The organism is Candidatus Goldiibacteriota bacterium HGW-Goldbacteria-1 (assembly GCA_002839855.1).
Lineage (GTDB): Bacteria > Oederibacteriota > PGYV01 > PGYV01 > PGYV01 > PGYV01.
Window position 1 is genome coordinate 1 of the sequence record PGYV01000013.1, and the last position, 13,766, is coordinate 13,766.

General features: G+C 41.3%; 14 protein-coding genes. All 14 read left to right on the forward strand.

The genetic code is table 11. The features are described 5' to 3' along the window. The first annotated feature begins 31 nt into the window (after nucleotides 1-31). On the forward strand, nucleotides 32-2,671 hold the full coding sequence (locus CVV21_11560) for a hypothetical protein (protein PKL90665.1): 2,640 nt from the start codon (nucleotides 32-34) through the stop codon (nucleotides 2,669-2,671). 90 nt (nucleotides 2,672-2,761) lie between these two features. After that, complete coding sequence (locus CVV21_11565; protein PKL90666.1) at nucleotides 2,762-3,322, forward strand: biotin transporter BioY; 561 nt, start codon at nucleotides 2,762-2,764, stop codon at nucleotides 3,320-3,322. A gap of 32 nt (nucleotides 3,323-3,354) precedes the next feature. Further along, nucleotides 3,355-4,875 carry an RNA polymerase sigma-54 factor gene (gene rpoN, locus CVV21_11570; GenBank protein PKL90667.1) on the forward strand — a complete coding sequence of 507 codons (1,521 nt, stop codon included), beginning with the start codon at nucleotides 3,355-3,357 and terminating at the stop codon, nucleotides 4,873-4,875. 155 nt (nucleotides 4,876-5,030) lie between these two features. Beyond that, entirely contained in the window at nucleotides 5,031-5,582 is a 552-nt protein-coding gene (gene raiA / locus CVV21_11575) for a ribosomal subunit interface protein (protein PKL90668.1), read from the forward strand. Nucleotides 5,583-5,598: 16 nt separating this feature from the next. Next, entirely contained in the window at nucleotides 5,599-6,063 is a 465-nt protein-coding gene (locus CVV21_11580; GenBank protein ID PKL90669.1) for a hypothetical protein, read from the forward strand. 25 nt (nucleotides 6,064-6,088) lie between these two features. Then, entirely contained in the window at nucleotides 6,089-7,036 is a 948-nt protein-coding gene (gene hprK, locus CVV21_11585; protein ID PKL90670.1) for an HPr(Ser) kinase/phosphatase, read from the forward strand. Then, complete coding sequence (locus tag CVV21_11590; protein PKL90671.1) at nucleotides 7,029-8,306, forward strand: hypothetical protein; 1,278 nt, start codon at nucleotides 7,029-7,031, stop codon at nucleotides 8,304-8,306. The genes hprK and CVV21_11590 overlap by 8 nt, the downstream gene beginning before the upstream one ends. Before the next feature lie 26 nt (nucleotides 8,307-8,332). Continuing rightward, the gene (locus tag CVV21_11595) at nucleotides 8,333-8,734 is read left to right on the forward strand and encodes a PTS mannose transporter subunit IID (GenBank protein PKL90672.1); all 402 of its coding nucleotides are present in this window, start codon (nucleotides 8,333-8,335) and stop codon (nucleotides 8,732-8,734) included. A gap of 8 nt (nucleotides 8,735-8,742) precedes the next feature. Next, complete coding sequence (locus tag CVV21_11600) at nucleotides 8,743-9,234, forward strand: PTS fructose transporter subunit IIB (protein PKL90673.1); 492 nt, start codon at nucleotides 8,743-8,745, stop codon at nucleotides 9,232-9,234. 13 nt (nucleotides 9,235-9,247) lie between these two features. Beyond that, entirely contained in the window at nucleotides 9,248-10,066 is an 819-nt protein-coding gene (locus CVV21_11605) for a hypothetical protein (protein ID PKL90674.1), read from the forward strand. Then, entirely contained in the window at nucleotides 10,063-10,842 is a 780-nt protein-coding gene (locus CVV21_11610) for a hypothetical protein (GenBank protein PKL90675.1), read from the forward strand. The genes CVV21_11605 and CVV21_11610 overlap by 4 nt, the downstream gene beginning before the upstream one ends. A 12-nt stretch (nucleotides 10,843-10,854) precedes the next feature. Further along, complete coding sequence (locus tag CVV21_11615; protein PKL90676.1) at nucleotides 10,855-11,127, forward strand: HPr family phosphocarrier protein; 273 nt, start codon at nucleotides 10,855-10,857, stop codon at nucleotides 11,125-11,127. After that, on the forward strand, nucleotides 11,127-12,869 hold the full coding sequence (gene ptsP / locus CVV21_11620) for a phosphoenolpyruvate--protein phosphotransferase (protein ID PKL90677.1): 1,743 nt from the start codon (nucleotides 11,127-11,129) through the stop codon (nucleotides 12,867-12,869). Before CVV21_11615 ends, ptsP begins: the two co-directional genes overlap by 1 nt. After that, nucleotides 12,870-13,736, forward strand: a complete 867-nt coding sequence (locus tag CVV21_11625) for a UTP--glucose-1-phosphate uridylyltransferase (GenBank protein ID PKL90678.1) — start codon at nucleotides 12,870-12,872, stop codon at nucleotides 13,734-13,736. The last annotated feature ends 30 nt before the right edge of the window (nucleotides 13,737-13,766 follow it).

The following is a 13,766-nucleotide window of genomic DNA, read 5'->3' on the forward strand; positions in this document are numbered from 1 at the left end:
GGAAACAACTACTCGGACGGCAACTGAGACTATGACAGAAACAACCACTCCGACTGTGACAGAGACTATTACAGAAACATCCACTGTATCTGTAACAGAGACAACCACACAGACAGCAACAGAAACTATAACTGAAACGAATACACAAACTGCTACAGAGACTATAACCGAAACAATCACGGAAACTGTTACCGGGACAATGACTGAGACAAATACGCAGACCGCAACAGAGACTATGACTGAAACAACTACGGAAACTGCAACAGAGACCGGTACGGAAACTGTAACTGAGACTATAACAGAAACAGCTACACAGACGGCAACCGAAACGATAACTGAAACGGCATCACAGACAACTACTGAAACTATGACGGAAACAACTACTCGGACGGCAACTGAGACTATTACAGAAACAGCCACTCCGACTGTGACAGAGACTATTACACAAACATCCACTGCATCTGTAACAGAAACAATAACCGAGACAACCACAAAAACTGTAACCGGGACAATGACAGAGACAACTACTCAGACGGCAACAGAAACGGTAACAGAAACAGCATCACAGACAGTAACAGAGACGATGACTGAAACAAATACGCAGACAGCAACAGAAACAATAACCGAGACAACCACGGATACTGTTACCGAGACAATGACAGAGACAACTACTAAGACGGCAACCGAAACGATAACTGAAACGGTATCACAGACAACTACTGAAACTATGACGGAAACAGCCACTCCGACTGTGACACAGACTATTACGGGAACATCCACTGTGTCTGTAACCGAGACAACCACACAGACAGCAACTGAGACAATGACAGAGACAACTACTCGGACGGCAACAGAGACAGTTACGGAAACAGCAACAGAGACAATGACAGAAACTGCTACGCAGACTGTAACAGATACAATCTCACAGACAGCAACAGAAACTATAACTGAAACTACTACAGAAACCGCAACACAGACAGCAACTGAAACAATGACAGAGACAACTACTCAGACGGCAACGGAGACAGTTACGGAAACAGCAACAGAGACAATGACCGAAACTGCCACGCAGACTGTAACGGAAACTATTACCGGAACATCCACTGCGTCTGTAACAGAGACAACTACTAAGACGGCAACCGAAACGATAACTGAAACTGTATCGCAGACAACTACTGAGACTATGACAGAAACAACCACTACGACTGTGACAGAGACTGCTACTGAAACAACCACTGCGTCTGTAACAGAGACAGCCACACAGACAGCTACTGAAACTGTAACAGAGACCATTACAGAAACAGGCACAGAAACTGTAACCGAGACAGCGTCGCAGACAGTAACCGAGACAATGACTGAGACAAATACGCAGACCACAACAGAAACAATAACCCGGACAGCCACGGAAACTGCAACAGAGACCGTCACAGAGACAGGTACGGAAACTGTAACTGAGACTACAACAGAAACAGCATCACAGACAGTAACCGAGACAATGACTGAGACAACAACTCAAACAACAACTCAAACAACAACTCAAACAACAACAGAGACTATAACCGAAACAACAACACAGACTATAACCGAAACAACAACACAGACAGCAACTGATACTATTACAGAAACAGCCACACAGACAACTACTGAAACTGCAGCAGAGACAATGACTGAAACTGCAACGGAAACAAGTACTCAGACAGCTACTCCGACACTTACAGAAACAATGACTGAGACAGCTACTCAGACAGTAACAGAGACGATGACCAGGACTGCTACAGAGACGGCAACACAGACAATTTCCGAAACAATTACAGAGACACATACCGGCTTACCGACTTTAACAGATACTCAGACGGCAACACAGACAATAACCGGAACTGAAACACAGACCGTTACTGAAACAGCCACGCCGTCAGTTACCTTTACGGTTACGCAGTCATCAACGGATACTCCGGCTGATACGCTTACTGTAACGGGCACAATAACGGCTACTGTTACACAGACTGCAACACCGACAGTTTCTAATACTCCGGCAATATCATATACGGCAACGTGCAGTATTACGCCTACAGTCACCCCTGTTATAATACTTGCTTATAAAGTGAAAATTACAGTCTACGACAGCAGCGGAAGGCTTGTATCAACGCTTATTGAACAGGAAAATGACGAAGCGGTACATCAAAGCTATCTCTCACAGGATCCCTTTGTAAATAAAGGCACTTCACTGCTTGAATTCCGTGAAAGCAAAGGAAGGCTGATAGGAATTTGGGATGGAAAAGATAAAGACGGTATTTCGGCGTCAACAGGTAATTATATTGCAAGAATCATTTCTGTTGATAACAGCGGAAATGAGTATGTACTGACAAAAACATTCTCGGTCATTCTTGAAAATGGGCCGGGAATTCTGGCTCTGTATATATATTATGATAAGAATAATATCAGGTTTACCGGAACAGTTATGGATGCTGAATGGATAAAGGTAAAAATATACAATATTAAAGGGGAAATAATACGTAATTACAGCCCGGATTCACTGAGTTTTGAATGGGATATGAAGACAATATCCGGAGCCAGGGTGTCTGCGGGGATATATCTTGCGGTAATAACATATAAAGATGCAAATACCGGAAGGGTAATAAGGAATGTTAATAAGGTATACGTGTACAGATAAATTTTTGACAGTTTTAACCGCAATAGACCTTGACTTTGTACCGCATGTAATATAAAATTTTACTATCAAATAATCATTCAGAGGTGAAAAATGAAAAGTATTTCAGCGGTCTTAAACAAAGAAATAGCTGTATCCGGTACAACAAAAAGTATTTTAATGATATTGTTCTTTTCTTTTGTAATGTTCGCGTCTTCGTTAATAAGAATACACACGCCTTTCTCACCGGTGCCTTTTACACTTCAGACATTTGCGCTTTTTATGGCGGTATATTACCTTAATCTTAAAGAACTTGGAATTTCTCAGGCAATATACATTCTTGCCGGAATCATCGGTGCGCCTGTGTTTGCCGCCGGATTGACAGGAGCCATGGCTCTTGTAGGGCCGACAGCCGGTTATTTAGCCGGATTTATCGCGGCAGGAATTGTCATGAGCCTTATGAAACCTTCAATGGAAAAGTACGGTTTTGCAGGAATGGCAGCTGTGTTTTCAGCGGGTATGGCAATAATATACTTAATGGGAGCAGCGCATCTTGCATTTGTATATGGAATGGGAATAAAAGGCGCGCTTGCCGCGGGAATCCTTCCTTTTATAGCAGCTGATGCAGTTAAGATTATTGCTGCCGCGTCTTTAAGGAAGACAGCACGGAAATAACCTTAATAAATCGGCAGGACCGGGGTAAATAGATGCGCCCATCCAACCATCTGCATTTAAGCCATGAATTAAAGCAGCAGCTTAAGCTGACGCCTGAAATGCGGCTAAGGCTGGAAGTCCTTCAGGGTTCATACATGGAATTAAGGGAAATCCTTAATAAAGAGCTGCAGGAAAATCCCATACTTGACGATGTCATTTTTAAAGAGGACATAAATCCGGAAACAACCGCCATAGAAAAAAACAAGACAGAAGATGTTAAAATCGGCGAAAAATCCAACATGGAAGAGATAGACTATAATAATTATGATAATACATTTGGGGAACAGGAAAATACCGGCTGGAAAGAAAAAAACGCTGAAGTAAATGATTTAAAAAGTATTGATAATTCTACCGGTGAAATTGAAGATTCGGGGTGGCGGGAGCGGCCTGAAACTGAATACAATCCTGATGCCGGTAAAGTAAATGACTACAGGTATGACAGCCTTACTGACGACCGGGACAAAGACCTTAATTCTGTGCTTATCCGCCAGTTAAACACGATGGATCTTGAAGAAGATATTTATCAGGCAGTCTTTAATGTGATATCCATGATAGATGACAGAGGTTTTCTTGAAATTGAAGACAGCCGCATTGCCGGCGAGACCGGCTTAAGCCCGGAAATAATAGCCTGCGCGATTCAGATAATTCAGAAGTTTGAACCGACAGGCGTAGGGGCAAGAAATGTAAAAGAAAGCCTTCTGATGCAGCTTAAAGAAAAGAAAATGAAAGATTCACTTGCATACAAGATAATTGAAGAAAACTTTGAACTGTTATCAAGGCAGCAGTTTGAAAAACTGGCGTCAATCTACAAAACAAGCGAGGAAAACATAAAAAAAGCGGAAGAGGAAATAAAGCTTCTTTCACCTTATCCGGGGCATCAGTTTTCCGGTGATGTAAAAAACTATATAATACCGGATATAATAGTGGACGAGGATGAAGAAGGGAAATACCACGTGCACATTTTTGGCGAATTTCCGCAGCTGGTGGTAAATAAAGAACAGCTTGAACTGTATAAAAGTAACAAGGAAACAAAGCCCTTTGCCAAAAAGTACGAGGAAAACCTTAAAACGCTTAAGAATTCGTGGGATGAAAGAAACAAAACCATAAAGACTGTGGTGGAAAAAATTCTGCAGATACAGGATTATTATATGAAGAATGAAGAAACGGGATTAAAACCGCTGACTTTAAAAGAAGTGGCGGATGAAATAGGCGTGCATGAATCCACCATAAGCAGGATTGTTTCAAGGAAATATATCCAGCTGCCGGGCGGTATTAAGCCTTTGAAAGACTTTTTCTCCAGCAAATTAAAAGGCGCAGACGGCGATGTTTCATCTGACAGTGTTAAGGGCAAAATAAGGGCAATGATAGACGCGGAAGATGTTTCTTCACCGCTGACTGACACGCAGATAGAAGAAAAACTTAAAGAGAGCGGGATAAATATAGCAAGAAGGACAGTTTCCAAGTACAGGGAACAGCTGGAAATACTGCCGGCCTCTTCCAGAAAAAGGCAATAGACTGAATTTTGTGCCGTAATGCGGTATATTCGGTTCAAAACACTGCGTTTGTGTTTTTAACGGCAGGTAAATTTTTATGGTTTATATTTTACTGAATTGACATTAAGTGGTTAATATGATATTTTAAAGTTATTATTATATAAGGAGGACATACCGTGGAGATAAACATTACGGGAAGGCATCTTGATCTGACCAAAGGCATTACAGATTACGCAAAGAAAAGATTCAAAAAAGTGGAAGAATATTTTGATTTTAAGGATAACGGCAAGCTTCATATCGTGATTTCTGTTGATAAATACATACATTCAGCAGAAGCAATACTGAATGGAAATAAACACAATTTTACGGCTAAGGTTACATCAAAGGATATGTACACATCCCTTGATATGCTGGAAACCAAGCTTATCACCCAGATTAAAAAGCACAAGGATAAGATTGTAAAGCCGGTTAAAGGCGGAAAACGCCCGGGTATTGAAAAGATACTTGCAAATGTGCCGGTGTCCGGAAAGGCAAGCAATGACCGCTACAACGAAGTGGTGGAAGAAGATTTAATGGCGGCAAAGCCCATGAATACGGAAGAAGCAATGGAAGAAGCTGAAATAGCCCCTGAAAAAATGCTGGTTTTCTTCAACGTAGATTTTAACAAGGTATGCCTGATAAGAAAAAGAAAAGATAAAAAATTCGGTTTGACCATATCCAAATACTGATAGAGGTGGAATTAATATGAGAATTCTTGATTTTCTTGAAAAGGACAGCATTGAACTTAACCTTAAGGCTAAAAACAAAAAAGAAGCAATTGAGGAAATTGTAGAAATCCTTAAAAAGAAAAACGCCATTATTGACAAGGACGTAACTATAGAGTCCCTGCTTGAAAGGGAAGAACTTGGCAGCACGGGCGTTGGACAGGGAATTGCAATACCTCACAGCAAGACAAAAGGAGTAAAGGAACTTATCGGCGCGTTTGCTATTTCTAAAAATGGCGTGGAATTTGACGCCCTTGACGGCGAACCGGTACATATATTCTTCCTTCTTCTTGCTCCTGAAGGCGCGGCGGGCGTAATGCTTAAGGCGCTGGCAAGGGTAAGCAACTTTCTTAAGAACAAGTATTACAGAAAAAAAATACTTGATGCTGTTGATAAAGAAGCGGTTATTCAGATAATTGAAGAGGAAGAAAAGACAAAACAGTGATGTGCGGCTCCTTAGGAGGTAATGGATGGATTTTATAACCGTCAAGGAGTTCTTTGAAGATAATAATGAAAAATTCCGCCTTAATATTTTAGCGGGCGAAGAATATCTTGATAAAAAAAAAATAGTGGTATCAGACATAAACCGGCCGGGGCTTGCTTTGGCCGGTTTTTTTGGATATTTTCCGTATGAACGTATTCAGGTTTTTGGAAAGACGGAATTTACCTATATAAAAAAACTTGGAAGCGTGAAAGCGGACAGGGTTATGGGTGAAATATTCAAGCAGAATGTCCCCTGTATAATAATTTCAAGAAATTTAAAGGCGCCTTCCGGTTTTCTGCTGCTTGCAAAAAAGTATAAGACGCCGGTTTTTGAAACTTCCCTTTTTACGACAAAAATCATAAGCGCCACCATGATATATCTTGAAAAAAAACTGGCTCCAAAAATTACCATGCATGGAACTTTTGTGGATGTGTACGGGCTTGGGGTTCTTATAACCGGCAAGAGCGGTATAGGGAAAAGTGAAGTAACATTAGAACTGGTAAAAAGAGGGCACAGGCTTGTCGCTGACGATCTTATAGAAGTCACAAGGCTGGGAGAAGGCGAACTTGAAGCAAGGGGCATGAGTGTTGTTCAGCACCATATGGAAATAAGAGGAGTGGGAATAATAGACGTTCGGACCCTTTTTGGCGTGGGCGCGGTCAGGGATTATCAGAAAGTGGAACTTGTGCTTCATCTTGAAGAATGGGAAAAAGGCAAGGATTATGAAAGGCTTGGAATAGAGGAACACATGCAGGATATACTTGGAGTACAGGTGCCAAAAATAGTCCTTCCGGTAAAGCCGGGAAGAACATTAAGTATAATTGTGGAAGTGGCTGCCATGAATCAAAGGTTAAGGCAGAAAGGCCACAACCCGGCAAAAGAACTTAATGAAAAAATAATGATGTACATGGGGAAGGGAAAAAGGGATGTCTAGATTTGATAAGTGGCTCTACCCTGGAATAAGGATAAAAAGGTGGGTTTTTCTTCTTATATTAAGTTTAATAGTGCTTGCTGTGGGTTTTTCCGGGCAGTTAGGTTCAATGGTAAGAAATTTCAGGATAGAAACCGGTATTAATTTTGACGCTTTTTTCTACAAACTTCAGCGGTTAAAGTTTATTGATGTTGCAATAATACTTCTGGCATTTGCCGGAGTTTCAATGGCAGTAAGGCGGGCATACTATTCGGTGCTGGCCATGTATGTCCCCAATAGAGAAAAAGATTTTATCAATATGGCATACAGAAAGGCGAAACTTAGGCGCGGCCCAAGGATAGTGGCAATAGGCGGAGGAACCGGACTTCCAAATTCGCTGCGGGCCTTAAAAAAATATACTTCCAATCTTTCCGCGATAGTAACAGTGGCGGATGATGGCGGTTCTTCGGGAAGGTTAAGAAAAGACTACCAGATAATACCGCCGGGCGATATCAGAAACTGTATCGTGGCGCTTGCCGACCAGGAAACGCTTTTAGGGAAACTTTTTCAGTACAGGTTTGACAAGGGAGAAGACCTTGCCGGCCACAGTTTTGGAAATATTTTCATCACTGCCATGACGCATGTGGCAGGTGATTTTTCAAAGGGTGTTGAAGAAAGTTCGAAAGTACTGGCCATTAACGGCAAGGTACTGCCGGTATCTTTTGACAATATGTCGCTTCAGGCAAAAATGCAGGATGGAAGGCTTATTCTGGGAGAATCGCATATCCCTGAAGCAAAAGGCGTCATAGAAAAGCTTTTCATAATGCCGGAAGACTGTAAGGCAAATCCGGATGCTCTGGAAGAAATAAAAAAAGCAGATGTAATAGTAATGGGGCCGGGCAGCCTTTTTACCAGTGTCATTCCTAACCTGCTGGTTCCCGGAATAAAAGAAGCTATTATTTCAAATAAGAAAGCGGCAAAAATATACGTATGCAATATTATGACACAGCCCGGGGAAACGGATAATTTTACCGTGTCCGACCATTTAAAAGCTGTAATAAAACATACGGGATGTAAAGTCATAGATTACGTGGTTGCTAATAATAAAGAAGCAAAGCAGGATATTCTTTCAAGGTACGCAAGGGAAAATTCATATCCTGTCAGGATTGACAGGGAAGAAATAAACAGGCTTGGTGTTAAAGTTGTTGAAGGTAAACTTTTTAATGACGGTGATTATATACGCCACGCGGAAGACCTTTTAGGCAGACTTATAATGAAACTGCTTATAATTTAAAGCGTGACGGGCAAAGGGAGCTGGAAATGGCGGGAATAATAATTGCAACACACTATACTTTTGCGGAAAGCCTTAAAGAAACTATTTTTATGATAGTGGGGCAGAAAGAAAAAGTGACGGCGCTTACGCTTTTAAAAAGCGATACTCTTGAAACTTTTACCGCTAAAATGAAGGATGCTGTGGAAAAGAATGATGATGGAAAAGGCGTGGTAATAATGGCGGACATGTTTGGCGGTACACCCATGAACGCGGCTTTTTCACTTTATAATGCTGATCCAAAAATAAAAATAATAACCGGTGTGAATATGCCGATGGTGGTAGAGGCCATGAATCATATTGAAAAAAGTTCCGCAGAAATAACCGAAATGATATTTTCAAAAAAAGACAGGCTGATAATAGACGTGAAAACAATGATTGGGAAAAGGTAAATTATTATATGCCGATTCTGCTTACAAGGATTGATGACAGATTAATACACGGCCAGGTGGTTGTGGGCTGGGCGCAGTCTTTAAAGGCCGACCATATAATTGTTGTTAATGATGATGTGGTTAACAATGACATGCAGAAGTTTCTTTTCCGTATGGCTACGCCGACGGAAATTAACCTGTCCATTATCAGCGTTAAAGAGGCTGCAATAAAGATAAAAAACAGGGAATTTGATGACGATAAGGCGATTATACTGGTGAAAAGCCCAAAAGATATCTGCGGAGTAATTGAGGCCGGCGGAAAAATCGGGGAAGTAAATATTGGCGGAATGCATTTTTCAGAGACTAAGATACAGCTTTATGACGCTATTTTTGTGGACGGCGACGATGTGGCTGCTTTTCAGCGTATAAATCAGCTGGGAGTGGGCCTTGAAGTAAGAATGGTACCTACTGATTCAAAGAAGGATATTTTCAAGGCGATAAAGGAGAAATTTTTAAAATGATGGTGATTATCTGATGGAACTGCAGTATTTTCTGACAAATATTAATATCTATGTGGTTTTGCTGGCGGCACTTGCGGCAGCAATACTGGAAATAGATAATTATTTTGTAGGGATGACACTTGTTTCCCAGCCGATATTTGCAGGGGCTTTAATAGGTTTTATCTTTAATGGTGATATTTATACAGGCGTCCTTATGGGAGCCATAGTACAGCTGCTTTGGATTAACGCGCCCCCTGTAGGTGCGTATGTACCTCCTTCGGCATCGGCAATTGCCATGTCGGCAACGGTATTGGCTTCGTCTATGGGGCAGCAGATACAGGCTGATACTAAAGCTCCCGTGCTTATGTTTGCCCTTATAAGCGCGGCAGGGATAGGGTATTTTGTAGGCCTTATGGATGTATGGAACAGAAAATTCAATACAAAAATAATGCACCTTTTTGAAGACAAGATAAAAGCGGGAAGGCAGTCTTTTGTATCAATGATACAGGCAGCCGCAATTACCGCGAAATTGTTAAGGGATTTTCTAGTGTATGCGGTTGTCTTTACGGTGGGAGTTTACCTGGCAAATGCCATTTATATAACACTGCCGGATCAGATTATTGATGCTTTCGGTTATGCCTTCTGGGCAATGCCGGCGCTGGGAATTGCGGTGGTTTTTGATATGTTCAGGACAAAAACAGGGGAAGGGCTTTTTGCGGGTGTGTTTGCGTTAACGTATGTAATTTTTTCATTCCGTAAGCCGGATGTATTTCTTTTTCTGGCAGCAGTTTTAACCGCTTCTGTGTTTGTGGTTTATAATTCTGTCTGGGGAAAAAAAGGAAAAATAGTATGAAAAAAATAAGTGCTTTAGATTTGTTATACAGCGGATTTAAACTTAACTTTCTTCAGGCTTCCTGGAATTTTGAAAGGCTGCAGAATGCCGGATTTCTTTTTTCCATTATGAACATACTTAATAAAATTTATGGAAAGGGCACACCGGCAATGGCTGCCGCGATGAAAAGGCATATAGGTTTTTTTAATACCCATATTTTTTTCAGTTCCGCGGCGCTTGGAGTAATAGCCAGGCTGGAAGAAAATATTCCGGATACAGATCCGGCCGCGAAAGAGCGTGAAATTGAAAATACAAAAATGGGCATAATGGGGCCCTTGGCGGCCATAGGCGATTCGCTTTTCTGGTCCGGGATAAAACCCTTTGCCCTGCTCATTGGAGTGGTTATAGTAATGCTTGGCGGAACGCAGCACCCCGGGCTGTGGGTCTGGTCTGTGGCGGCGGCGTTACTTATTTATAACCTGCCAAGGGTTGTAATAAAGTATTTTCTTCTGTTTAAAGCGTATTATCAGCATCAGGAGCTTTTTGGACTTATACAGAAGATAAAGTTTCAGGACATATTAAGAAGCATTAAGATAACCGGAATGGGAGTTCTTGGAATGTTTGCGGGCGTGTACGCGGCAACGGATGAACAGTTTATTGCTTCTCATTTTGTGGACAGCCTTCTTTTAACCGCGGTTTTTTTAATTACGGTGTCGGCTTTAAAACGCAAGGTATCGGTATCCAGGATACTTATGGTCTTAATGACTGCCTGCATAATAATAGCATACATATTTTAAGGGAGAATTGTGATGGAATACAGTAAAAAAGTTAAGGTAATAAACAAACTTGGCTTCCACTTAAGGGCGGTAGCTGTTTTTGTAAAAGAGTCGGAAAAATACAAATCGCTTATCAAGGTAAAAAACGGCGATGTGGAAGCCGATGGTAAAAGCATTATGGGTTTAATGACCCTTATTGCGGCGCAGGGAATGGAAATAGAGATAAAAGCCGAAGGCCAGGACGCAAAAGAGGCCGTAGGCAAGCTTGTTAAAGTGGTGGAAAACAAATTTGGGGAGAAAGAATAATGTATAAAGGAATACCCGCCTCTCCGGGAATTGTAATCGGGCAGGCATATGTAATTAACAAAAAGAGCGCGGAGATTACAAAAAGAATCATAGTTCCCGCGCTGGTGGAAGCCGAAATTCAGCGGCTAAGAAAAGCCGTTGAAAAGACCAAGATTGACATCATGTCAATTAAGGAAAAGGTCATATATGATATCGGAAACTCCGAAGCTGATATTTTTAACGCGTACCTTATGCTGCTTGAAGACCGGATGTTTGCCGGGAAATCAGAGACGATAATAAAAACAGAGTCTGTAAATGCGGAATACGCGCTTATGCAGGTGTTAAAAGAGTATGCGGAATTTTTCAATAAAATTTCCGACAGTTATCTGAAAGAACGAGGCAGAGACATATCCGGGCTTGTTGAAAAAATTATTAAAAATCTGGCTGAATTAAAAACCAAAGATGGTGACGCTCCGGCTGATAAATATATTGTTGTGGCGCATGACCTTACTCCTGCGGACACCGCGGAAATGGATAAAGGTAAAGTGATGGGTTTTGTAACGGAAATAGGCGGTGCTACATCGCACACCGCCATTGTGGCAAGGTCCCTTGAAATCCCGGCGGTGGTGGGTGTGCGAGATATTACGGCAACGCTGAACACGGGGGATATTCTGATACTTGACGGTGAAAAAGGCATTGTAGCGGTAAATCCCGGGGCAAAAGTAATGAATGCTTACAGGGAAGAACAGAAGAAGTACACGCTTAAACTTCGTATGTTAAAAAGGTTAAAAACACTTGAAGCTGTCACAGTGGATAAACATAAGGTGGAGCTTAATGCTAATATAGAGTTCCCTGAAGAAATAGGCGCTGTGCTTGAAAATAACGCTGACGGCGTCGGACTTTTCAGGACAGAATTTATATATATGAATAAAATGAATCTGCCGTCGGAAGAAGAACAGTTTGAGTCTTATAAAACAGTTATTACCAAGATGGGGAATAAATCAGTGACAATCAGGACAATGGATATAGGCGGGGATAAGTTTCTGCCGTATTTCAAGATAATGCCGGAACAGAATCCGTTTCTGGGGTTAAGGGCAATAAGGCTGTCTTTGGCAAATCAGAATATTTTCAGGCTGCAGTTAAGGGCTATACTTCGGGCTTCTGCTTTTGGGAAAGCCAGGATTATGTTTCCTATGGTTTCGGTTATAGAAGAAATTGAAGAGGCAAAAAAGATTTTAGAAGAAGTTAAGTTTGATCTGAAAAGCAAAAAAGTTGTATATGACGAACAGATAAAAGTGGGTACAATGATAGAAGTCCCATCTGCGGTATTAATGTCCGCGGAAATTGCCAAACACGTTGACTTTTTCAGCATAGGCACAAACGACCTTATTCAGTATACCGTGGCGGTGGACAGGGGCAATGAAGCAGTCGCGCATCTATATGACGGGCTAAATCCTGCTGTTTTAAGAAGTATTAAGATGACAGTTGACAGTGCGCATAAAAACGGCATTAAGGTGTCAGTCTGCGGGGAAATGGCAGGCCAGCCGTATATGGCATTTATTCTCATTGGGCTTGGGGTGGATGAACTTTCAGGTAATTCCGCTTCTATTTTGTCGGTTAAAAAAATGATACGCAGCATAAAGTTTCAGAGCGCCCTTGAAACGGCTGATGCTGCATTGAAAATGGAGAAAGCATCGGATATAAAAAGTTTCCTGACCGCAAAGGTCAATCAGTTACTGTATGAAACTGAGAAAGGTGCCTAAATGAGAGTGAAAAAAGCGGTAATACCCGTAGCGGGAATGGGGACACGTTTTATGCCTTACACAAAAGCCGTGCCTAAAGAGATGCTTCCTATAATAGACATTCCTTCAATACATTTTATAATTGAAGAGGCTATAAATTCGGGGATTGAAGAGGTGCTTTTTATCACCGCTGCCGGTAAAGGCAGTATAAAAGAGTACTTTGAAAAGAAACCCGAACTGGAAAAAATACTTAAAAAAAAGGCGGGCCCTGAAATATTAAAGCAGTATTACAGGATACCCACAGATTTTAAAAAAAGTTTTATAACGCAAAAAACGCCGAAAGGCCTGGGCGATGCCATTATGCATGCAAAGGATTTCGTTGGAAAAGAAAGTTTTGCCGTTTTTCTTCCGGATGATATTGTTTTTTCCGGGGTTCCGGTAATGAAGCAGATGATTGACACTATGACAAAATATAAAAAGCACGTTATAGGCGTTGAGGCGGTGGAAAAAAAGATGATAAGTTCTTACGGTATCATAAAACCTGAAAAAATAGGCAATAAGGTTTATAAAATTACCGATATGGCTGAAAAACCGGCAATTAAGGACGCGTTTTCCAATCTTGGTATTGTGGGAAGGTATATCCTGCCGGCTTCTATTTTTGGATATATTAAAGAGACAAAGCCCGGTAAACATGGCGAGATTCAGTTAACGGACGCCCTGCGTATGGTAATGCACAATGAAGGGCTTATAGCGGATGAATTTGACGGCGACAGGTGCGATACAGGGGATAAATACGGCTATCTGCTTGCCATAATAAAATATGCCGCCGCGCAGGAAAATATAAAAAGCAGGCTGAAAAAAGACATTAAAAAAATATTTAAGTTATAAAATTTGGTTTATCAGCAATATATCATTTTG

Coding starts and splice junctions, on each gene's coding strand:
- CVV21_11560 (PKL90665.1), top strand. CDS start 32: ATGACAGAAACAACCACTCCGACTGTGACAGAGACTATTACAGAAACA.
- CVV21_11565 (PKL90666.1), top strand. CDS start 2,762: ATGAAAAGTATTTCAGCGGTCTTAAACAAAGAAATAGCTGTATCCGGT.
- rpoN (PKL90667.1), top strand. CDS start 3,355: ATGCGCCCATCCAACCATCTGCATTTAAGCCATGAATTAAAGCAGCAG.
- CVV21_11580 (PKL90669.1), top strand. CDS start 5,599: ATGAGAATTCTTGATTTTCTTGAAAAGGACAGCATTGAACTTAACCTT.
- hprK (PKL90670.1), top strand. CDS start 6,089: ATGGATTTTATAACCGTCAAGGAGTTCTTTGAAGATAATAATGAAAAA.
- CVV21_11590 (PKL90671.1), top strand. CDS start 7,029: ATGTCTAGATTTGATAAGTGGCTCTACCCTGGAATAAGGATAAAAAGG.
- CVV21_11595 (PKL90672.1), top strand. CDS start 8,333: ATGGCGGGAATAATAATTGCAACACACTATACTTTTGCGGAAAGCCTT.
- CVV21_11600 (PKL90673.1), top strand. CDS start 8,743: ATGCCGATTCTGCTTACAAGGATTGATGACAGATTAATACACGGCCAG.
- CVV21_11605 (PKL90674.1), top strand. CDS start 9,248: ATGGAACTGCAGTATTTTCTGACAAATATTAATATCTATGTGGTTTTG.
- CVV21_11610 (PKL90675.1), top strand. CDS start 10,063: ATGAAAAAAATAAGTGCTTTAGATTTGTTATACAGCGGATTTAAACTT.
- CVV21_11615 (PKL90676.1), top strand. CDS start 10,855: ATGGAATACAGTAAAAAAGTTAAGGTAATAAACAAACTTGGCTTCCAC.
- ptsP (PKL90677.1), top strand. CDS start 11,127: ATGTATAAAGGAATACCCGCCTCTCCGGGAATTGTAATCGGGCAGGCA.
- CVV21_11625 (PKL90678.1), top strand. CDS start 12,870: ATGAGAGTGAAAAAAGCGGTAATACCCGTAGCGGGAATGGGGACACGT.